20 protein-coding genes are annotated in these 21,209 nt (G+C 70.4%); 14 read left to right on the top strand and 6 right to left on the bottom strand.

Annotated features, from left to right (window positions below):
• Window positions 1-103 precede the first annotated feature (103 nt).
• The gene (locus AB0C12_RS08830; protein ID WP_360545723.1) at window positions 104-1,237 is read right to left on the bottom strand and encodes a flagellin; all 1,134 of its coding nucleotides are present in this window, start codon (window positions 1,235-1,237) and stop codon (window positions 104-106) included.
• Window positions 1,238-1,485: 248 nt separating this feature from the next.
• Between AB0C12_RS08830 and flgN the strand changes: the two genes are divergently transcribed.
• From flgN to csrA, 5 genes are read left to right on the top strand one after another with little or no spacing between them, the layout of a single operon-like run.
• Window positions 1,486-1,971 (top strand): flagellar export chaperone FlgN, encoded by a 486-nt coding sequence (flgN, locus tag AB0C12_RS08825; protein ID WP_360545721.1) that lies wholly within the window; start codon window positions 1,486-1,488, stop codon window positions 1,969-1,971.
• The gene (gene flgK, locus AB0C12_RS08820) at window positions 1,971-3,362 is read left to right on the top strand and encodes a flagellar hook-associated protein FlgK (protein WP_360545719.1); all 1,392 of its coding nucleotides are present in this window, start codon (window positions 1,971-1,973) and stop codon (window positions 3,360-3,362) included. The genes flgN and flgK overlap by 1 nt, the downstream gene beginning before the upstream one ends.
• A gap of 50 nt (window positions 3,363-3,412) precedes the next feature.
• Window positions 3,413-4,303, top strand: a complete 891-nt coding sequence (locus AB0C12_RS08815) for a flagellin (RefSeq protein ID WP_360545717.1) — start codon at window positions 3,413-3,415, stop codon at window positions 4,301-4,303.
• Between the two features lie 41 nt (window positions 4,304-4,344).
• Window positions 4,345-4,743 (top strand): flagellar assembly protein FliW, encoded by a 399-nt coding sequence (locus AB0C12_RS08810; protein WP_360545715.1) that lies wholly within the window; start codon window positions 4,345-4,347, stop codon window positions 4,741-4,743.
• A 48-nt stretch (window positions 4,744-4,791) separates the two neighbouring features.
• On the top strand, window positions 4,792-5,043 hold the full coding sequence (gene csrA / locus AB0C12_RS08805; RefSeq protein WP_360545713.1) for a carbon storage regulator CsrA: 252 nt from the start codon (window positions 4,792-4,794) through the stop codon (window positions 5,041-5,043).
• A 119-nt stretch (window positions 5,044-5,162) separates the two neighbouring features.
• Here csrA and AB0C12_RS08800 read toward each other — a convergent pair whose 3' ends face one another.
• On the bottom strand, window positions 5,163-6,011 hold the full coding sequence (locus tag AB0C12_RS08800) for a peptidoglycan DD-metalloendopeptidase family protein (RefSeq protein WP_360545711.1): 849 nt from the start codon (window positions 6,009-6,011) through the stop codon (window positions 5,163-5,165).
• A 208-nt stretch (window positions 6,012-6,219) separates the two neighbouring features.
• On the opposite strand from AB0C12_RS08800, the gene AB0C12_RS08795 reads away from it, so the two are divergent.
• The 3 genes from AB0C12_RS08795 to AB0C12_RS08785 all read left to right on the top strand — a co-directional run bounded on the left by AB0C12_RS08795 (window position 6,220) and on the right by AB0C12_RS08785 (window position 9,501).
• Window positions 6,220-7,779 (top strand): methyl-accepting chemotaxis protein, encoded by a 1,560-nt coding sequence (locus tag AB0C12_RS08795; protein WP_360545709.1) that lies wholly within the window; start codon window positions 6,220-6,222, stop codon window positions 7,777-7,779.
• A gap of 113 nt (window positions 7,780-7,892) precedes the next feature.
• Window positions 7,893-8,645, top strand: a complete 753-nt coding sequence (locus tag AB0C12_RS08790) for a hydrolase (RefSeq protein ID WP_360545707.1) — start codon at window positions 7,893-7,895, stop codon at window positions 8,643-8,645.
• 73 nt (window positions 8,646-8,718) lie between these two features.
• Complete coding sequence (locus tag AB0C12_RS08785) at window positions 8,719-9,501, top strand: SRPBCC family protein (protein ID WP_360545705.1); 783 nt, start codon at window positions 8,719-8,721, stop codon at window positions 9,499-9,501.
• Between the two features lie 7 nt (window positions 9,502-9,508).
• On the opposite strand, the gene AB0C12_RS08780 is transcribed toward AB0C12_RS08785, so the two are convergent.
• A complete protein-coding gene (locus tag AB0C12_RS08780) occupies window positions 9,509-11,320 on the bottom strand; it encodes a PAS domain-containing sensor histidine kinase (protein ID WP_360545703.1) in 1,812 nt (603 codons plus the stop codon).
• Between the two features lie 79 nt (window positions 11,321-11,399).
• Window positions 11,400-11,627, bottom strand: a complete 228-nt coding sequence (locus AB0C12_RS08775; RefSeq protein WP_360545701.1) for a hypothetical protein — start codon at window positions 11,625-11,627, stop codon at window positions 11,400-11,402.
• Between the two features lie 229 nt (window positions 11,628-11,856).
• Here AB0C12_RS08775 and AB0C12_RS08770 point away from each other — a divergent pair, with 229 nt between their 5' ends.
• The 3 genes from AB0C12_RS08770 (at window position 11,857) to AB0C12_RS08760 (ending at window position 15,980) form a co-directional block, all read left to right on the top strand.
• Window positions 11,857-13,554, top strand: a complete 1,698-nt coding sequence (locus tag AB0C12_RS08770; RefSeq protein ID WP_360545699.1) for a S8 family serine peptidase — start codon at window positions 11,857-11,859, stop codon at window positions 13,552-13,554.
• Window positions 13,555-13,626: 72 nt separating this feature from the next.
• The gene (locus AB0C12_RS08765; RefSeq protein ID WP_360545697.1) at window positions 13,627-14,028 is read left to right on the top strand and encodes a response regulator; all 402 of its coding nucleotides are present in this window, start codon (window positions 13,627-13,629) and stop codon (window positions 14,026-14,028) included.
• A 236-nt stretch (window positions 14,029-14,264) separates the two neighbouring features.
• Window positions 14,265-15,980: a DNRLRE domain-containing protein gene (locus tag AB0C12_RS08760; RefSeq protein ID WP_360545695.1), complete on the top strand. Its 1,716-nt coding sequence runs from the start codon at window positions 14,265-14,267 to the stop codon at window positions 15,978-15,980.
• Window positions 15,981-16,016: 36 nt separating this feature from the next.
• Here AB0C12_RS08760 and AB0C12_RS08755 read toward each other — a convergent pair whose 3' ends face one another.
• On the bottom strand, window positions 16,017-16,763 hold the full coding sequence (locus AB0C12_RS08755; protein ID WP_360545693.1) for a class I SAM-dependent methyltransferase: 747 nt from the start codon (window positions 16,761-16,763) through the stop codon (window positions 16,017-16,019).
• A 4-nt stretch (window positions 16,764-16,767) separates the two neighbouring features.
• Complete coding sequence (locus AB0C12_RS08750) at window positions 16,768-17,529, bottom strand: SDR family oxidoreductase (RefSeq protein ID WP_360545691.1); 762 nt, start codon at window positions 17,527-17,529, stop codon at window positions 16,768-16,770.
• A gap of 143 nt (window positions 17,530-17,672) precedes the next feature.
• Between AB0C12_RS08750 and mshA the strand changes: the two genes are divergently transcribed.
• Genes mshA through AB0C12_RS08735 form a run of 3 tightly spaced genes read left to right on the top strand, consistent with a single transcriptional unit; the run spans window position 17,673 to window position 20,778 of the window.
• A complete protein-coding gene (gene mshA, locus AB0C12_RS08745; RefSeq protein ID WP_360545689.1) occupies window positions 17,673-18,977 on the top strand; it encodes a D-inositol-3-phosphate glycosyltransferase in 1,305 nt (434 codons plus the stop codon).
• Window positions 18,971-19,468: a YbjN domain-containing protein gene (locus AB0C12_RS08740; RefSeq protein WP_360545687.1), complete on the top strand. Its 498-nt coding sequence runs from the start codon at window positions 18,971-18,973 to the stop codon at window positions 19,466-19,468. The genes mshA and AB0C12_RS08740 overlap by 7 nt, the downstream gene beginning before the upstream one ends.
• Before the next feature lie 32 nt (window positions 19,469-19,500).
• Entirely contained in the window at window positions 19,501-20,778 is a 1,278-nt protein-coding gene (locus tag AB0C12_RS08735; protein WP_360545685.1) for an MFS transporter, read from the top strand.
• Window positions 20,779-21,209 lie beyond the last annotated feature (431 nt).

Here is a 21,209-nt window from a genome sequence, read left to right as displayed (position 1 = left end):
GGCCGGCGATGTCGCCGACCGCCCGTCTATTCGGTTGTCTGAGCCGTTGACTGAGCTGTTCCCGTGGTGATTCGCCGCGGGGTGCGACGCCTCACCGGCCGGATCAGCGCAGGAGGGACAGCACGCCCTGCTGCGACTGGTTGGCCTGGGACAGCATCGCGGTGCCGGCCTGGGTGAGGATCTGCGAACGGGTGTAGGACATCATTTCCTGCGCCATGTCCGTGTCACGGATCCGGCTCTCCGACGCCGACAGGTTCTCCACGGCGACGTTGGCGTTGGCGATGGTGTGCTCGAAGCGGTTCTGGTACGCACCGAGCTTCGCCCGTGCCGTCGACACCTGCTCGATCTTGGTGTCGATCAGGTTGACGGCCGCCTGCGCGTCCGCCGCCGTCTTGAACTGCATGCCGGCCGTGTTCGGGGTGCCGTCGTCGGTGACGCCGGCGGTGGGCAGCGTGAACGTCACGTCCGCGTTGTCGCCGGTCTTCGACGTGACGATCAGCTTGTTGTCCTTGTCCACCGATGCCGCGAACTTCTCCGCGAAGCCGGAGTTGTTGTTGAGCGTGTCGGCCACGTCCTGGACGGTCTTGTGGCTGCCCGGGGCCGCGCCCAGGTTCACCGTCACGTCCGGGTCGACGCTGCCGGTGATGTTGAAGGACATGTCGCCCTCGACGTCCGTCGGGGTGAGCACCTCGAAGGACTTCGAGTTGCCGCCGAGCTTGGCCGCGATGTCGGTGACGTCGACCGAGCTGAGGTCGACCGAGATCTGGCTGTTGGCGTCCCCGTCGGCGCCGACCTGGAACTTCAGCGGCGTCGCGTTGCCGTTCAGCAGCTTGGTGCCGTTGAAGTTGGTCGAGTCGCCGATCCGCTTCAGCTCGTCGTTGAGGCTGGAGACCTCGGTGGCGATGTTGGCCCGGGCCTTGTCGTTGTTCGAGTCGTTACCGGCCTGCACGCCCAGGTCACGCATGCGCTGCAGGATCGAGTGCACCTCGTTGAGCGCACCCTCAGCGGTCTGCACCACCGAGACACCGTCCTGCGCGTTGCGGACGGCGACCTTGAGGCCACCGACCTGGCTGCGCAGACCCTCACTGATCGCCATACCCGCGGCGTCGTCGGCGGCCCGGTTGATCCGGAAGCCGGACGACAACTTCTCCAGCGACTTCGACATCTGGTTGTCGGAGACCGACAGGCTGCGGTAGGCGTTCTGGGCAGCGATGTTCTGGTTGATACGAAGACCCATTTGAATTTCCTCCTTGAGTGGGGTCCTGACCGGCCCGTCCGTGAGCCGTTGTGCTTACGCCATCAGTGATCGGTCGGCCACGGTGCGTCCTGAGGGGTATCTGAAGTTTGTTCAGAACTTCTTCCGGGGCCGGATCCGGCCGGGACCCGATTCGCAACCCGAAGGCGCTCAAGTCCTCAGGGACGCCCGGCGAGTGCCGACTTGTCCGGTGAAGCGGGAGGGACTCCTGCCGTGGAGAGGAGGAGCCGGTGAGTCTGACTGACCTGTCCAGCGTCCTGTGGCGTGCGCGGGAGCTGTTGGAACTCCTGTTGTTCAAACTCGAGGAGGAGCAGTTGCTGCTCGCCTCGAACCGGTCCCGCTGGCTCGCGCACGCCACCCGCGAGGTGGAGGTGGTGCTGGATCAGATCCGCCAGACCGAGGTCGTGCGGGCGGCCTATGCGCAAGGTGTCGCGGTGGAGCTCGGGCTCAACGCCGAGGCGTCCCTCGGGCAGCTCGCCGACGCGGCGCCGGCGCCCTGGTCGGACCTGCTGCACCAGCACCGCAAGGCGTTCCTGACGCTGACCTCGGAGATCGGTGCCATCGCGGAGTCCAACCGTGAGCTGTTGACCGCCGGGCAGCGCGCAGCTCGCGAAACCATGCTCGCGTTCGCCGGAACCGTGGAAACGTACAGCCCGCAAGGGAAAACCGTCAGCGGCGGCGTGCGCCGCCCCAGCCTGGTGGATGAGGCGATCTGATGGGCAGCAGTTTCGGCGGTATCAACACCGCACTGACCTCCCTCTACGCGCAGCGTCGCGGCCTGGACGTCACCGGCCAGAACATCGCGAACGCCAACACTGAGGGCTACACCCGGCAGCGGGTCCAGATGCAGTCCCAGGTCGGCTCGCTCTCACCGGCCATGTACGCGAAGACCGACGGGCTCGGCACCGGCGTCGCCGTGTCGGACGTCCAGCGCCTGCGCGACGAATACCTGGAGAACAGGGGCCGGACCGAGCACGGCGCGAGTTCGTACCTGGCCGCTCAGAGCGCGTCCTACACCGCGATCGAGGACGCCTTCGCCGAGCCGAGCGACACCGCCCTGGCGGCCCAGCTGCGCGACATGTGGGGCGGCTGGAACGACGTCTCCAACAACCCGCAGCTCTCCGCGCCCCGCTCGGCCCTGATCCAGCAGAGTGCCACCGTGGCCGACCAGCTGAACGCCGCCCAGGACTCGCTGTCCCGGCAGTGGAGCCAGGACCGCACGCAGATGTCGGCCTACGTCGACGACGTGAACGTGACGGCCGGGTCCATCGCCCAGCTCAACGACAGCATCATCATGGCCAACGCCTCCGGGCTGACGGTCAACGAGCTGGAGGACCGGCGGGACCTGCTGGCCATGAAGCTCGCCGAGCTCACCGGGGCCACCGCCGCGAAGCGGGAGAACGGCGGGATGGACGTCTTCATCGGCGGCTCCACCCTGGTCACCGGGACCACGGTCCGCGAGATCGACGTCACCGGCGCGAAGCGGCTGCAGGATCAGCTGTCCGGCGCGGACCCGGTGCGACTGGTCTGGAAGGACGAACCCAGCTCGACGATCCAGGCGGGCGGCAAGATGGGCGCCTCCATGGACACGATGACCACCATCATCCCGGGGTTGTCGGGCGACCTCACCTCGGTCACCGACAATCTGATCAACTCCGTGAACGCCAAGCACCGCGACGGTTTCAGCGTCGACGGCAGCACCGGACTGGACTTCTTCGGGCGCAACCCGGACGGGTCCGTCACGGTCCTCATCAAGGATCCGGACAAGGTGGCCGTCGCGGGGGCCAGCGGCACCCTCGACAACTCCGTGGCCGACGCCATCGCCGACATCGGCGACGCGGCCGACGGCCCGGACCGCGAGTACCAGTCGATGATCGGTCGGCTCGGGGTCTCCTCGCAGGGCTCCACCCGGCGGGCCGAGATCCAGGCCGTGGTGACCGAGCAGATCGACGCGGCGCGCGAGGGCGAGTCCGGGGTGAATCTCGACGAGGAGATGACCAACCTGCTCACGTACCAGCGCGGGTACGAAGCGGCGTCCCGGGTCCTGACCACGATCGATTCGATGCTCGACCAGCTCATCAACCGTACGGGCCTGGTCGGCAGGTAGGGGTAGACATGATCGGCGGCAGAGTCACCGAGGGCAGCATCCACACCCGGGTGCTGGCCAACCTCCAGCGCAACATCGCCAAGGGCGCGAAGATCCAGGACCAGCTGTCCAGCGGCAAGCAACTGAACCGGCCGTCGGACTCGCCGGCCGGCACGGTCTCGGCCCTGCAGTTGCGGGGCGAGACGCGCACCAGCCTGCAGTACACCCGCAACGCCGACGACGGCCTGGGCTGGCTCGGCACCCTGGAGCAGACCCTGGGCAGCTCGTCGACCCTGGTCAACCGGGCCCGGGACCTGACCGTGCAGGGCCTGAACTCCACCACGAACGGGGCCCAGGCCAACGAGGCGCTGGCCACCGAGATCGACCAGATCCGCGAGTCGCTGGTGTCCTATGCGAACACCCGCTATCTCGATCGGCCGGTGTTCGGCGGTAACACCACCGAGCCGGTGGCCTACGACAAGGACGGCGGCTTCACCGGGAATGCGTACGACCCGGCCGATGCCTCGCGCACGAGTGTGTCGCGCACGGTCGGTTCCAATGTGAAAGTGCGGGTCGACATGACCGGCCCGGAGGCGTTCGGCGACAACACCGATGTCAGTGCCGACACCACCGGATTGTTCCGGGTCCTGGAGAACGTTTCAGCGCACCTGCGCTCCGGTGACAACGCCGCCCTGCAGCACGACCTGACCAGCCTTGACAAGGCCGGCAACAAACTGAAATCGGCCATTTCCGAGATCGGCTCACGATATAATCGGATTACGCAGATGAAGGAATCGGCCCAGGACCGCTTGTTGTCCGTGACCTCGCAGCTGTCGGACATCGAGGACATCGATCTGCCGAAAACCATCATGGATATGCAGCTTCAGCAGACCTCGTACCAGGCTGCCCTGGCCGCCACGGCCAAGGTTATTCAACCCTCGCTCATCGATTTCCTGAGGTGACCATGACTACTCGCACCGCGTCCCGACCGATTGGGGCATCCGTGACCGACACCGAGCTGAACATGCCGATCATCGACATGGCCGTCCCCATGCCCGGCTTTCCGGCCCATCGGCAATTCGTCCTGGTCCGGCTGAATGACAACGGCCTGCTCTACGCGTTCACGTCCGTCGATGACCCGAGTCTGCGATTCCTCGTCGCCCCGCCGGAGCCGTTCTTCCCGGACTACGCGCCGGAGATCGAGAACGACGTCTTCGCCGCGCTGAACACCAAGGACCCGGACCGGCTGCTGGTCATGGTCGTCATCACCGCGGGCGTCCAGGAGACCACGGCGAATCTGCTGGCCCCGATCATCGTGGACCGGGACAGCCGCCGGGCCATGCAGGTCGTGCTGTCCGGCACTGACATGCCGGTGCGCGCCGTCATGCGCCAGGCGTACTGACGGACTCGCTCAGGTGTCCTGTCCACGGATGGAGAAGGGACTGCCGCCATGCTCGTGCTGACCAGGAGGGCCGGCGAGAGCGTGATGATCGGCGACGACGTCGTCGTGACCGTGCTCGAGACGCGCGGTGACGTCGTCCGGATCGGTATCAACGCCCCGCGCAGCGTCCAGGTGCATCGCGAAGAGGTGTACCAGGAACTGCAGGCGGTCAACCGGGAAGCGGCGTCGCCCGACGAGGCGGCCGTCCGCGCGGTGACCGAGATGTTGCGTCCGGCCGGTGCCGAACCGCCGGGCGACTGACCCTCCAATGTGGTACCAACCTGGGCCGGCTCCCTGTGGGAGTCCGGCCCGTTGGCTTGCCCGGCAACGGTTTCCGGTCCGGTCCGGCGCCGCCGCCCGGATGGACGGCGGCGCCGGGTTCAGCGGATGGACAGCCCGCGGGCCTTGAAGAACGCGATCGGGTCGACGGCGTTCTCCCGGGTCGCCGGCGCGCCGGCGTGCACCTCGAAGTGCAGGTGCGGGCCGGAGGACGCGCCCGACGTGCCCACGTAGCCGAGGATCGCGCCGCGCGGGACGCTCTGGCCGACGGTGACCGCCGGGCGCCGCACCATGTGGCAGTACCGGGTCACCAGGTCGCCCTCGTGCTGGACCTCGACGTACCAGCCGCAGCCGCGCAGGGCGGAACTGCCGTCCACGTCGCAGCTTCCCTTGGAGACGTTGCAGACCACGCGGATGACGGTGCCGGCGGTGGCCGCGCGGATCGGTGTGTTGCGGGTGGCGCCGAGGTCGACGCCGTCGTGGGCCGGACGGCCGGTGGTACGGAAGCCGCTGACCAGACCGGCGGCGACGGGAAGCATCCAGGTGCCGGACACGGGCGGCACCGGTACGGCCGACACCGGCGCGGCCGGGCTGCACTTCGGAAGGGTGAAGGCGCCCCGCTGGACGTACGCGTCGGAGATGTAGCTGTTGTCGGCCAGGCGGTCCCAGTAGCCGGTGTTCGTCACGGTCCCGCTGATGAACTGCCCGGCGATCCGGCAGACGATCGAGACGGTGGCGCCGTTGCGGATGGTGCCGACCCGGGGGCTGCCCGCGGACGGGGCGCTGCGCGCGTTGAGCGGCGTTCCACCGGTGACGACCTTGCCGGTACCGGCGATCCTGGCCGCGGTGCCCGCCGCGGCGGCGGGAGCGGGGCTGAGGGTCAAAGTGCCGCCGACGGTGCCGACCGCGGCGAGCAGGGCGAGGGCGGTGCGCTGATGTCGTCGTTTCATGGGTTTCCCTTCGGCTGTACGAGGAGGCGCGCTCGTCAGGCCAGGCTGCCGAGCGCGGGATGCCGGTCCGGTGCTCCGTCAGTGCAGAACAGTTGCGGCAAATGGATAAAAACCGGCGCGGATGGGCCGATCCGCCTTGAAGATGGAATTACCGCCGCACCAGGAGCCCGGACACTCGGGCACATGGTCGCCTTCGAGGGGGACGTAGATGTCGAGATTGACGGAAATGGGCATCGCCAAGCGTCTGACGCTTATCGTGCTCGTCGGTGTGCTGGCCCTGCTCGCCCTGGCCACCATCACGGTGCAGGGGCAGAACCGGGTCGTCGGCCAGTCCGACGACGTGCGCACGCTGGAGGCCTGCCTGGGGGCGCTCAACCACCTCGACACCCGGCAGAGTGAGCTCAAGGTCGACGCGTACCGGTCGGCCCTGAAGCACGACGTCACCCAGGACGTCGCCGACGACGTGGTCTCGGCCACCGAGGCGGCCGACGGGGTCGAGTCGTGCGGGCTGACCGGCGCCCTGGCCACCGAGTTCGGCTCGATCCGGCCGGACGTCAACGACTTCGGCACCTTCATCACCGGCTTCGTCCAGCAGTCCCTGACCCCCGGCGCGGCCGCCGCCCCGAACACCGACCAGATCGCCGAGCGCAACCACGCCGTGGACGACCAGCTCGGGGCCCTGAACGAGAAGGTGACGGCCACCGCCCTCAAGGAGCGTGCCGCCATGGCCGACGCGGTCAGCGACACCAAGCGGGCCGCCTGGATCGTCGGTCTCGTCGGGCTGCTCCTGCTGATCGGGCTGTCCATCCCGCTGGCCCGGTCGATCCTGCGCCCGGTGCAGCGGCTCGGCGAGGTCATCGAGGCGCTGCAGCGGGGTGATCTCACTCAGCGCAGCGGCATCACGACCCGCGACGAGGTCGGCCGGATGGCCACCGGGCTGGACGCCGCCGTCGAGTCGATCCACCGCTCGCTCACCACCATCGGCCAGGAGGCCGAGACCCTGGCCAGCTCGGCGACCGAGCTGTCGGCCGTGGCCGGGCAGATCGCCGACGCCGCCCAGGACACCGACGCGCAGACCTCCTCGGCGTCGAGCGAGGCCGAGGAGATCTCCCGCAACGTGCAGACGGTGGCCGCGGGCTCCGAGGAGATGGGCCTGAGCATCCGGGAGATCTCGCGCAACACCAGCGAGGCCGCGCAGATCGCCGCGGTCGCCGTGTCCGAGGCCGCGCAGGCCACCGAGACGATCCGGCAGCTCGGCGAGTCCTCGGCGGAGATCGGCAACGTGATCAAGCTGATCACCTCGATCGCCGAACAGACCAACCTGCTGGCGCTGAACGCGACCATCGAGGCGGCCCGGGCCGGCGACGCCGGCAAGGGCTTCGCGGTGGTGGCCAGCGAGGTCAAGGATCTGGCCCAGGAGACCGCGCGGGCCACCGAGGACATCGGATCCCGGGTGAACGCGATCCAGCAGGACACCGGCGGGGCGGTCGAGGTGATCGGCCGGATCAGTGAGGTCATCGCCAAGATCAATGATTTTCAGACGACGATCGCGAGCGCCGTCGAGGAGCAGACCGCGACCACCGGCGAGATGAGCCGTAGCATCAGCGAGGTGGCGTCGGGCAGCAGCCGGATCGCCGCCAACATCTCCGACGTCTCCACCGCCAGCGGCACCGCCGTGCACGGGGTCACGCAGACGCGCCAGGCCAGCGAAGAAGTGGCCCGGACGGCCGAGCAACTGCGCACTCTGGTGGGCGCTTTCCGGCTCTGACCGGGCGCACCCGGACTGCACCTGGTGCGGCCCCGGTCCACAACACCGGGGCCGCACCGTAATCCCCAGGGCGAGAAGAGCTCGTCCGGCGGGAATCGGTCTCGGGAGTCATCGTGGGTGCAGAGCGCGAATCGGTCATGGACGGCACCACCCTCGCCACGCCGGCGCCCGCCCTCGATCTGCGGGCCGACGCCCACGTGCACACGGGGTTCGCGGCGGGCCGGGACAGTGTGGGCCTGATCGTCTCCGCCGCCGACCACGCCGGGCTGACCTCCGTCACCTTCGCCGATCAGGTGGGGCCCGAGACGACGTGGCTGCCCGCGTACGCGGACACCATCCGCCGGGCCCGCCGGCGCACCGAGCTGAACCTGCGCATCGCCGCCGAGGTCGAGGTCGTCCAGTGCGACGGCTGGCTGGCCTGGCCGGGGGACCTGGGGCACCTCGAGGCGGTGTCGGTGGCCGTGTCCCGGCTGCCGCTGGCTTCCGGCCCGGCCCTGCCGCGTGACGTGCGGGCCCAGCTCGCCGCGGGTGAGCTCACCCCGGAGCAGGTCGCCGAGATCGTGGTGACGGCGACGATCAAGGGCATGGACCGGGCCTCCCGGTACGCGCCGGCGCAGCTCGCCCGGCCGTTGAGCCTGCTGAGCCAGGTCGGCGTCGACGAGTCGGCGGTGACCCGGGACATGCTGGCGGCGCTGGCCACCGCCTGCCTCGTCACCGGTACAGCCGTCGAGATCAGCGAGGCCTGGCGGGGCCCGTCCCCACTGGTGGCGGCCACTCTGCGGGAGGCTGGTGTGGCCCTGGTGGCGGCGAGTGACGCCCGGTACGCCGGCGAGGTCGGCCAGTGGCAGTACCTGCGCCGGGTCTGATCGGAACCGGCGTCAATCCGTAATCGCGTACGTACTCTCAGTCATGCCAGCACTTCAGCATGGGAGAGATGCGATGAGTATGGTTCAGCAGGCCGTCGAGATCGGTGCCCCGCTGCACGCGGTGTACGAGCAGATCGCGACGTTCGAGAACTATCCGCGGTTCATGACCGGTGTGCAGCGGGTGACCCGGATCGGCGACGACCAGACCCACTGGATCATGGACGTCGAGGGCCATCGCCGGGAGTTCGACGCCCAGATCACCGAGCGCTCCCTGGACGAGCGGGTCTCCTGGGCGACCACCGAGGGACCGCTGCTCGCCGAGACCATCACGTTGCGGCCGATGGGTGAGACCCGGACCCAGATCGTCGCCCAGCTCGAGGCCGACGTGGCCTTCCTGCTGCCCAGCGACCGGCACGGTCAGGAGACCCTGCGCCGGCGGCTCAAGGCCGACCTGGACACCTTCAAGGGCCTGATCGAGACCGGCAAGCTGGGTGACCTGCAGCTGCGCGGGGCGAGCTCCAAGCAGCTGGGCGGCGTGCCGGGCAACCCGGCGTCACCGGCCTCGGTCGCGGCCCGGGCCCGGGGCGGCCGGCCGCATCCCGGTGCGGGCTGGGGCACCAGCGCCGGCGAGTTCAGCAACGCCAACGCGGGCACCGACGTGGACATCACCTCGGCCCCGGGCATCACCAGCGCCGCCGACCTGGACGACGTACTGGCCCCCGGCCGCCGGATCGGCGGCTCACGGTCGGTGAGCGGCGGCGCCGCCCCGATGGGCGGCCGGTCGATGGGTTCCCGCGACGTCCGCGGCGACGGCATCATCCACGAGGAGGAACGCGGCGGCGACCACGACTGGTGACGCGGGCTCACCGCGCCGATTCGAACGTGACCACCAGACGGGCACCCCGGGGCTCGGCCCGCTCGTAGCGGACCGAGCCCCGGTTGGCTTCCACCAGGTGCCGCACGATGAACAGGCCCAGCCCGGCGCCGCGCACGAACCGGTCGAAGAGCTGCGGCACCAGTTCCTCGGGGATCCCCGCGCCGCGGTCCTGCACCACCAGCTCGATCGACTCGCCGGCCGGGCCGGCGCTGACCACCAGTGGCGGATCGCCGTATCTCAGGGCGTTGCCCAGCAGGTTGTGCACCACGTGCCAGAGGTGCTGGCGGTCGGCCAGCGCGGCCAGGTCCTCGTCGATCTCGATCGCCACGTCCGCCGTGCACCTGAGCTCCGCCGCCACCGCGGTGACGACCTCCCGCACCGGCACCGGGGTCCGCCGCGCGGTGACCGCCCCGGTGTCCAGCCGGAACAGCAGCTGCAGGTCGTTCATCATCTTGACGAGCCGCCGGGTGTTCTTGTCGATCTTCGTGGTCAGCTCGAGTCGGGTGTCCTCGTCCAGCTCGGCCCAGTCGGCGCTGAGCAGCTCGGAGAGGCTCGCGATGGAGCTGATCGGCTGGGCCACGTCGTGGGTCAGCATCGAGGTCAGATCGTTCTTGAACGCCAGCGCCGCGGCCAGCCGCGCGTTCGACTCCCGCAACTGCTCGTTGCTGCGCTCCAGCTCACCGGCCCGTTCCCGGAGCTCGTCGGCGACCCGCTTGCGGTCGGTGATGTCGACGTAGGTCGCCACGTAGGCCCGGGGCTGCCCGTCAGCGTCGGGGATGGGCGCCATGGTGGCCAGTACGGGGATGTCCGTGCCGTCCGCGTGCCGGACCAGCCAGTCGCCGGTCCCGGCCGGCGGCAGCGAGGCCGGTTCCGGGGCGAGCGGCTCGCTGTGCCCGGTCAGCTCCCGCCAGCGCCGGTTGACGTCGATCACCCGGTGGTTGGCGTCGAGCACCATCACCGCCTCGTTCATCGACTGCAGCAGCGTGTCCGCGAACTCCCGGCGCTCGCGCAGTTCGGCGACCAGTTCCCGTTGCTGGCGGTCGGCGCCCTCCAGCGAACGGACCAGGAAGCCGATCAGGGCCAGCACGGCGAGCGCGGCCAGGATCGCGCCGGTGCTGATCGCGGCCGCGGGCCGGCTGATCCCGGTGCGCACCGCCAGCGCGCTGATCAGTGCGGCGACCACCGGTACGGCGATCACCGCGGGCAGCGTGTGCCGGATCTTGGTGCCGGGTCCGGCGGCCGCGGCGGTACGCAACGGACCCGCTTCCGGCCGCGCGAGGATGGCCCCCAGCGCCAGCGTGAGCAGGGCGCCGGCGTGGTACGGCGTCATCACACTGTCCGGCCCACCGCCGTCCGGAAAGGTCGGCGCGAACATCCGCGGCACGAGCGCGACCAGCGCGATGATCGTGGCCCCGGCCAGCAGGGGATCGGCGATCCGGAACCGGGACTGCTCACCGGGCCGGCGGATCCGTACGTCGATGCAGGTCAGGGCGAGCCCGGTCAGCAGGGTGGCGACGGCCGCCGCCGGATGCCGGGCCAGGGCGGCGGCTCCCAGCAGAGCAGCCACGCCGGCCAGGACGTACGCGGTGACGCGCGACACCGGCGTGGACCGGGTCGGCGCCAGCAGCAGCAGAGCGAGCCCGGCGGCCAGCAGTGCGGCCGCCGGGCTCGACGTCAGGGTGTTCTCTCCAGCGGGGGAGGTGAGCAGGTTCAGGGCGCCGAAGACGGCCACCGCGACACCGGCGCACCCGGCGAGGATCCGGGACAGCCTGCCCACGTCCTGCGCCGCGATCTGCACCGGTGGAACCCCTCTAAATATGGGCGTTTCCGCCCAAGTGTGAGGGAGTGATCATATCGCGGCGGATGGGATCAAGTGGTCACGCCGTGTGAGACTGTCCGGCCCACTCGAAGCCGTCCTCGACGGTGACCTTGGCCGCGACCAGCACCAGCCGGTCGGCGTGCTTGTTGGCGTGGTGCCCGCAGAACACCAGCGAGCCGCCGCTGCTGAGGGCGATCTCGGCCTTGGCGGCCGCGCTGCAGCTGTCGCAGCGGTCGACCAGGGACGGGACGGTGACGATCTCGGGCGACAGCATGGTGGTCATCATCGCTCTCCTTGCTCGGTGGCGGTGCAGCGGTCCTGACAGCGGGTACTTCGGCCCGCCGGAAGGGCGCCTTAGCCCTCGGGACGTCGTTCGGGGCCCTGCAACTGAGGCGCAACCGGCAAGGTCCCTGGTGACTCTGTCCCGTCGTCAACCTTTCCCTCAGACGCCACCGGCCATGCGCCGTCACGCGGGTGAAGTCGTTCGCCTGTGGCTTAACGGGAGGGAACCCAGAATGACTCGCAACGACGGCCGGCGCCGCACCGCGCGCTTCGCGCTGACCGCCGGCATCGCCACCGCGGCCGCAGTGACCGGCGTCACCGGCTCGGCCCTCGCGGGTACGCCCACCGCCCTGCCCACCGGCCCGATCCGCGCGGCGGCCACCGTGGACGCGATCCCCGGCAGCTACATCGTGGTGCTCAAGCCCGGTACGGCGGCGGCCGCCCAGGTCACCTCCGCTTCCCGGTCCCTCGTGAAGCGGTACGGCGGCCAGGTCCGCGCCAACTACCTCTCGGCCGTCCGGGGCTTCCAGGCCACCATGACGGCCACCGCGGCCCGTCGGCTCGCCGCGAACCCGGCTGTCGACTATGTCGAGCAGGACGCCACCGTCCGGATGGCCGACACCCAGACCACCCCGACGTGGGGCCTGGACCGCATCGACCAGCCCGCGCTCCCGCTGTCGAAGACCTACACCTACCGCTCGGCGGCCAACGTGACCGCGTACGTGCTGGACACCGGCATCCGGATCAGCCACACCGAGTTCGGCGGCCGGGCCGGCCACGGCTGGGACTTCATCGACAAGGACGCCACCGCCCAGGACTGCAACGGGCACGGCACCCACGTGGCGGGCACGATCGGCGGCCGCACGTACGGCGTCGCCAAGGACGTCAAGCTGGTCGGCGTGCGGGTGCTGGACTGCACCGGGTCCGGCTCGTACTCGGCGATCATCGCCGGCGTCGACTGGGTGACCACGCACGCGGTCAAGCCGGCCGTGGCCAACATGAGCATCGGCGGCACGCTGAGCTCCGCGCTCAACGCCGCGGTCACCAAGTCCATCGCCTCCGGCGTCACGTACGCGGTGGCGGCCGGCAACGAGAACAAGAACGCCTGCAACTACTCGCCGGCGGCCACGCCCAACGCGATCACGGTCGGCGCCACCGAGAGCACCGACGCCCGGGCCTCCTTCTCCAACTTCGGCTCCTGCCTCGACATCTTCGCGCCGGGCGCCAAGATCACGTCCGCGGGCTACTCGTCGGACACCGGCACCCAGTCGATGAGCGGCACCTCGATGGCGGCCCCGCACGTGGCGGGCGCGGCGGCGCTGGTGCTGGGGGCCGACCCGGCGGCCACGCCGGCCCAGGTGCTCACCGCCCTCACCACGAAGGCGTCAGCGGACAAGGTGACCTCGCCGGGTACGGGCTCGGTCAACAAGCTGCTCAACACCACCTGGCTGAACGCCACCGTCGGCACCCCGAGCCCCACGCCGACCACGATCCCCACCACGACAGCCCCGACGAGCGCACCGACCACCGCTCCGACGACCGCCCCGCCCACGACGACCCCCGTCACGAGTGCGCCGGTGACCGCGTGCGGGCCGTTCACCATGGGTACGGACGTGCGGATCAGCAAGTACGGCACCGCGTCGAGCAGCGTCAGCATCTCCGGCTGCACCGGCACCGCGTCGGCGACCTCCAGCGTGACGGTGACCGTCGCGCACGGCTACCGCGGATCGCTCGTCGTCTCGCTGGTGAGTCCGCGGGGCACGAAGTACACCCTGAAGCAGGCCGACAAGACGGACACCGGGGCGAATCTGGCCCACACGTACCCGATCAACCTGTCCGGTACGTCGCGCAACGGTACGTGGACGTTGCAGGTCAAGGACTCCTACGGCACCACGACCGGAATCCTGGACAAGTGGAAGTTGACGTTCTGAAAGCTCGGAAAGCCGTACCGGTGCGCGGCCGCGCCGATAGCGTGTCTCGTTAGTAGAGCCAAGGAGGCCGCCATGACTGAGGCCACGCAAGAGCGCCCCACGGTCCTCGTCGTCGACGACGAGGAGGACCTGCGGGACATCATGCGCCGGATGCTCGAGCGCCGCGGCTTCGCCACCCTGGTGGCCGGCGACCGCGAGCAGGCTGTCGCGGTCTGCCAGGACCATCCCGGGGTGATCGACGTGCTGGTCACCGATCTCAACCTGCCCGGCGACTCGGGTGGCGAGCTGGCCCGCACCGCGACCGGGCTGCGTCCCGAGATGGGCGTCGTGTTCATCTCGGGCCTGCCCAAGGACATCGCCGTCACCAAAGGCCTGATCGAGGCGGACGCGTTGCTGGTCAAGAAGCCGTTCACCGCCGATCTGCTGCTCGAGGCCCTGCGCTCGATCCTCGACCAGCGGGCACCGACCGTGTGACGACCTGAGCGAGAACGCCGCCGGAGCTGCTCCGGCGGCGTTTTCTGCGTTCCGGCCTCGGCCGAACGGCGGAGGGGCCGTCGGCCGCAAAGCCCTTCATCCGCTGGGGCTCCTGCCGCCAGAGGGTCCACTGTGGCGCGGCTCCTGGCCTGCACCCGTTCGCGATCCGGACCGGCACCCGCCCGCGCCGAACCTGAATGTCAGACAGCAATTGTTTGACATACAGGGGGAACGACGTGACGGCCAGGCGCAGGACGATCGGAGTCGCACTGACGGGTGTGGTGGTGGCCGGCGCGGGTGTCGCGCTGACCGGTACGGCGAACGCCGCGACGACAACCGAGACGACGACCACCTACAGCACCGACGACGCCTACACGTCCAGCACCCGCCGGACGGTGAACTTCGGCTCGGCCGACAAGCTGGTGGTCGGCAAGGAGTCGGGGGAGACCCGGCTGTCCTATGTGAAGTTCGCGCCCAAGGTCGCCGCGGGTGCCACCGTCACCGCGGCCGAGCTGCGGCTGCCGGTGGAGAGCAAGCCGGTCGCCGCCACGCTCAGCGTCTATTCGGTGGCGAGCGGGTGGTCGGAGCAGAAGCTCACCGCGGCGAACGCGCCGGCCCTCGGCCCGCTGGTGGCCTCGATCAAGCCCAAGCTCACCGACACCACGCTGCGCTTCGACGTCTCCAAAGTGGTCACCAAGGCCGGTACCTACGCGTTCGCGCTGAAGTCGGCGGCCACCACCGGCGTCACCCGGCTGCGCGCCATCGAGTACGGCACCACCACCGCCGGTGGCCCCGAGCTGGTCCTGACGGTCAAGCGCGCCACGACCACCACCGCCCCGACGACGACCGTCCCGCCGACCACCACGCCGCCGACCACCACGCCGCCGACGACCGTCCCGCCGACCACCACGCCGCCGACGACCGTCCCGCCGACCACGGTCCCGCCGACCACGGTCCCGCCGACCACGGTCCCGCCGACCACGGTCCCGCCGACCACGGCGCCGCCGGCGGAGTGCGTCACCGGTGCGCTGCTCGTGCCGTCCTGCGGCGTGCTGTGGGGCGCCGCGGCCGGTGGCTTCACCGACACCCCGCGCGACCAGGCCCTCAAGACCTGGGAGACGCTCACCGGGCGCACCGCGACGATCTTCCACCAGTACCACAAGGGCGACGAGCAGTTCCCGACCAAGGCCGAGATCGCCATGACCCAGGACCCGCAGCGCCCGCGGGTGCTGTTGCTGAACTGGAAGGTCGCCTACAACTCGACCTGGGCCAAGGTCGCCGCCGGCCAGCAGGACGCCCGGATCGACAAGTGGTCCGCGTACGTCAAGCAGAACTTCCAGCAGAAGTTCTTCCTCGCGCTGCACCACGAGCCGGAGAACGACGTGCAGACCACCGCCGCGTCGGGCATGACCGCCAAGGACTATGCCGCGATGTACCGGCACGTGATCACCCGGCTGCGGGCCAACGGCGTCACCAACGCCGTCAACGTGATCGCCTACATGGGCAACGAGAAGTGGATGGCCCAGTCCTGGTGGAAGGACCTCTACCCGGGCGACGCGTACGTCGACTGGGTCGGCCTCGACTCCTACGTCAGCGTGGAGAAGGGCTACTACCACTACGGCGACATGGGTGACATCCTCGACCGCCAGCCCACCGGCGGCGGCCTCGGCTGGTACGACTGGGCCGTGCGGAACCACCCCACCAAGCCGATCATGGTGGCCGAGTGGGGCATGTACCACCGCCGCGCGACCCTCACCGACAAGTCCGCCGCGTTCGCCTCGGTCATCCCCGAGCTGAAGGCTCACCCGGCGATCAAGGCCGTCGTCTACTTCGACACCGCCAGCGACGACGAGGGTGACCGGGACATCTCGGTGAACTCGATGCCGAGCAGCCTCACCGCGTTCCGGAAGGTCGCCGCCGACCCGATGTTCAAGGTGACCATCGGCAAGTGACATCGCTCGACCGGGCCCGGCCCTGATCCGAGTAGGTCAGGGCCAGGGCACGGTCAGCTCACCGCGGCGCCAGCGGGCCGGACCGGGTAGCACCGGCCACTGCTCGCGGAACTTCTCGACGGTGGTCCGCCACCGCTGCCGGGGCCCGAACGGCGTGGCCGACGCGTCCCAGGCGGCGCCCAGGGTCCGCAGCAGGTCGTGGATCGGGAAGCCGGGCACGTTGTGATGGATCAGAGCCTTGGGCAGGCGTTCGGCGAAGGTGGCCGGGTGGTCCAGATCGGACAGTCGCGCCGACAGGGTCAGCGTCTGCGGCCCGTCCGCGCCGACCACCGCCCAGGTGGCGATCCGGCCTAGCTCGTCACAGGTGCCCTCGACCAGCAGGGCGCCGGTGGCGGTCATGGTGGCCCACGCGGCGGGCACCTCGTCCTCGTCATACTGGCGCAGCACGTTGAACGCGCGGACCACCTGGGGGCGCAGGCCGGCCAGCTCGAAGCCGCCCCGGCGGAACTCCAGCAGCGGCGGGTCCGCCCACGGCTGGGCGTCGCTCACCCGTACCGGATCGATCTCGAGACCGACCACCGCGATGTCCGGGCGGACCGCCGCGGCCAGCCGGCCGCGCAGCTCGACCGCCGTGACCGGCGTCGCGCCGTAGCCCAGATCCACGACCAGCGGTGCGGCCGCGCGGGCCAGCAGCTCGCCGCAGCGGTACGCGATGAAGTTGTCCACCCGGCGCAGCCGGTTGGGGTTCGTGGTGCCCCGGGTGACCGCACCGACCGGCTTCATGGCGTCAGCTCTGCTCCCGGGCCACCTTGTGCTGGGCCGCCTGGGCGATCGGGCGCACCACCAGCCGGTCGACGTTGACGTGCTGCGGGCGGGTGGCGACCCAGGCGACGCAGTCCGCGATGTCCTCGGCGACCAGCGGCTCACGCACCCCGGCGTAGATCGCGTCGACCTTGGCCGGGTCGCCGAGGCGGTTGAGCGAGAATTCCTCCGTGCGCACCATGCCCGGGTCGATCTCGATGACCCGCACCGGCCGCCCGGCCAGCTCCAGGCGCAGCGTGCCGACCAGGGCGTTCTGCGCGTGCTTGGCCGCCGTGTAACCGGCGCCACCCTCGTAGACCGTGAAGGCCGCGGTCGACCCGATGGTGACCACCGTGCCCGCGCCACTGGCCTCCAGGGCCGGCAGCAGCGCCTTGGTGACCCGCAGCGTGCCGAGGACGTTCACCTCGTACATCCACTGCCAGTCGGCGACCGAGCCGGCCTCGACCGGGTCCATCCCGCGCGCGCCGCCGGCGTTGTTGACCAGCAGCGCCACCGGCGCACCGAGCTCGCCGACCGCCGCGGCCAGTCCGTCCACGGAGTCGTCGGACGTGACGTCGCACACCACGGCGGTGGCGTCCGCGCCGATCTCGGTGACCAGCGTCTCCAGCCGGTCGGCCCGGCGCGCGGCGGCCACCACGTGGAAGCCCTCGGCGGCCAGCCGGCGTGCGGTGGCCGCGCCGATACCGCTGGACGCCCCGGTGACGACGGCGATCTTCTTCTGCACCATCCTTTGATCCTGCCTCACCGCGGCGGGAGAGCTGGGTCACCCCCGGCCTCCTGGCGTTGGGTTGAGGGCCGGTGGATGGGGAAGATGAACGACGGCGTAACAGTTCCCCGTTACGTTCCACTGCTTTCGCGAAGGGACACGACGTGGCTGAGCTGCGGGCTGCAGGCCCCTGGCCGACCCCCCGGCGCATCGCCACCCTCTCCGTGCACACCTCGCCACTGGAGCAGCCGGGCACGGGCGACGCCGGTGGCATGAACGTGTACATCGTCGAGGTGTCCAAGCGGCTGGCCGAGCGGGACGTCGAGGTGGAGATCTTCACCCGCGCCACGTCGAGCGAGCTGCCGCCGGTCGTCGAGATGGCGCCGGGCGTGACTGTGCGCCATGTCACCGCGGGGCCGTTCGAGGGCCTGTCGAAGGAGGAGCTGCCCTCGCAGCTCTGCGCCTTCACCAACGGTGTGCTGCGGGCCGAGGCCGCGCGCCCGCCCGGCGCGTACGACCTGATCCACTCGCACTACTGGATGTCCGGCCAGGTCGGCTGGCTGGCCCGGGAGCGCTGGGGCGTTCCGCACGTGCACACCGCGCACACCCTGGCCAAGGTCAAGAACAGGTTCATCGCCGCCGGTGACCGCCCCGAGCCCAAGGCTCGGGTGATCGGCGAGGAGCAGGTCATCGCCGAGGCGGACCGGCTGGTCGCCAACACCCGGTTCGAGGCCCAGGACCTGGTCAGCTGTTACGACGCCGACCCGACCCGGCTCACCGTGGTGCAGCCGGGCGTGGACCTGGACCGCTTTCGACCCCGGTCCACCCGGGCGGCCGACCGCCGCCGGCTCGGCCTGCCCGAACGCGGGTACGTGGTGGCCTTCGTCGGCCGGATCCAGCCCCTCAAGGGTCCGGACGTGCTGATCAACGCGCTGGCCGCACCCGCCCTGCGCGACGAGGACGTGACCGTGGTGATCTGCGGCGGCCCCAGCGGCAGCGGCCTGGACCGGCCGACCGCCCTGATCGAGCTGGCCGCCTCGCTCGGCGTCTCGCACAAGGTGCGCTTCGTGGCGCCGCAGACCGGCGAGGCCCTGGCCGCGCTCTACCGGGCCGCCGACCTGGTCGCCGTCCCCTCCCACAACGAGTCGTTCGGGCTGGTGGCGCTGGAGGCGCAGGCCTGCGGCACGCCGGTGGTCGCGGCGGCCGTGGGTGGACTGGTCACGGCGGTCACCGACGGTGTCAGCGGAGTGCTGGTGGACGGGCACGATCCCGCCGACTGGGGCAGGGTGCTGGCCGATCTGCTGCTGGCACCGGCCCGCCGGCTGCGGTTGTCGATCGGTGCGGTCCGGCACGCCACCAACTTCTCCTGGGACCGCACCGCGGACGGTCTGCTGCGGGTCTATCGCGAGGCGGTGACCGAGCACCGTGCGCTGATCGAGGCCCGCCTGGCAGGCTCGTTCTCATGGTGACCGGGATCGGCGCGCTGATCGAGCGGGTCTGCGCGGAACGCGAGCTGGAGTGCGAGTCCACCGGCGATGCCTCGTGGGTGGTGACCCTGCCGGGCACGCACAAGCTCAAGACGGCCTGCAACCTCATCGTGGGTGAGCACGCCCTGCGCATCGAGGCGTTCGTGATGCGCCACCCGGATGAGCGGAGCGAGGAGCTCTGGGCCTGGCTGCTGCGCCGCAACGCCCGCATGTACGGCGTGAGTTTCTCGATCGACGCGGCCGGCGACGTCTACCTGACCGGACGGGTGTCGCTGCAGGGCCTGGACGAGGACGAGCTGGACCGGCTGCTGGGCGCGGTGCTGACGTACGCCGACGAATCCTTCGACTCGATGCTCGAGATCGGCTTCGGCTCGTCCATCAAGCGTGAGTGGGAGTGGCGGGTCAAGCGCGGCGAGTCGCTGGCCAACCTCCAGGCCTTCGCCCACCTCGCCGACGAGGAGACCCCGGGCTAACCTCAAGCCTTAACTGTTAAGAGCGTTATCAGTTGGGGGACCGGGTGCCGACCGGGCGTAAGTGGTGGACGGACGCGGCCGGAGGACTGCCCGCGACGTACTGGTATCTCTGGACCGGTCTGCTGATCAACCGGGTCGGCGGCTTCGCCGTGCTGTTCCTGAGCCTCTATCTCACCGCCCAGCGCGGCGCGAGCCCGGCCCTGGCCGGCCTCATCGTCGGCGGGTACGGCATCGGCGGCGTCGCCGGCACCCTGCTCGGTGGTCTGCTCACCGACCGCTGGGGCCGCCGCCCCACGCTGCTGGCCTCGCACTTCGCCACCGCCGCGCTGCTGGTCGCCCTGGCGGTGAGCACGGATCTGCGGTTCGTGGCCGGGCTCGGCCTGCTGCTCGGGCTGGCCCAGTCGATGCCCGGCCCGGCGTTCGTCGCGGCGATCATCGACGTGGTGCCCGCCGAGCGCCGCTCCCGGGCGTTCAACCTCCAGTTCTGGGCGTTCAACCTGGGCATGGCCGGGGCGTCGCTGCTGGCCGGGCTGCTGGCCGAGTGGAGCTATCCGGGGCTGTTCCTGATCGACGCGGCGTCGACTCTGCTCACCGGCGTACTCATCGCCTGGAAGGTCCCGGAGACGCTCAGCCGGCGGCCGCGGATGGCCGCCGCGAAAACCAGCGCGGTGCTGGCCGACAAGGTCTTTCTGGTCTTTGTCGGCCTGACCTTGCTGCAGGCGCTGCTCTATGCCCAGACCAGCACGATCGTGCCGCTGGCGATGAGCGACGACGGGCTGAGCCCGTCGAGCTACGGACTGGTGACCGCGCTGGGCGGGACGCTGATCGTGGTGGGCCAGCTGTTCGTGCCGCGGCTGATCGACCGGCACCGCAAGGACCGGGTGCTGGCGACGGCGGTGGCGGTGATGGCAGTGGGTTTCGCGACGCTGACGTTCGCCGACCGGCTCGGCGGCTACCTGGTGGCGGCGGCGATCTGGACGGTCGGCTCGATGCTGGCCGCGCCGCCGAACGCGGAGATCAATTCGGAGCTGGCGCCGGTCGAACTGCGCGGGCGCTACCAGGCGGTGTTCTTCCTCACCTTCCCCGCGGCGGCTTTCCTGGCGCCGGCGCTGGGCGGGGTGAGCCTGCAAGCGTTCGGCCCGGCGCACTGGCTGATCGTTGCTGCCGTGGGTGTCGTCGCCGCGATTCTGCATCTGGCGGCGGGCCCGAGCCGGGAGCGAAGAGTGAAGGCGGCGGAGCCGAAGGCCGAGAGGCTGACGGCGCCGGCGGCGGCGGGCGACACCCATCCCCATAGGCGTCGCCCGCACTAACCGCCGGTCTCGGGTAACGCCGTCCCCCAACGGCTGATGCCACCCGTCCCCGAACGCCGATCCGCGGTGGCCCCGAAGGGCCGACCCGTTCCCCGAACTGACGGCTCGGCGTCCATCGACCACGCTAGTTGGGCCGGTCAAGGGCCACAAGCGGGTTGGCTGTCTGCCATCTGTCTGAACCGTCACACCTGGCAACTTCACCCTCACGGATGATGCCCGCCTCGGTCGTCCGGCTGTCAACCGCTGGCCGTCCGCCGTTCGTCCCTACTTCTTCGAGGCCTTCTTCTTGGCGCCCGCCGTCTCGACCTTGATGAGCCGCTGGACCAGCTCCGGCTTCTTCAACTCGCCGGTGCCCTTGACGCCGTGCCCCCGCAACCGGCGACGCAGATCATCGACCTTCATGGCGGCGATGGCGCTCTCGCTGACGTCCG

Source organism: Actinoplanes sp. NPDC048967, assembly GCF_040649415.1.
Lineage (GTDB): Bacteria > Actinomycetota > Actinomycetes > Mycobacteriales > Micromonosporaceae > Actinoplanes.
This window is presented reverse-complemented; position numbering and strand designations above follow the sequence as displayed.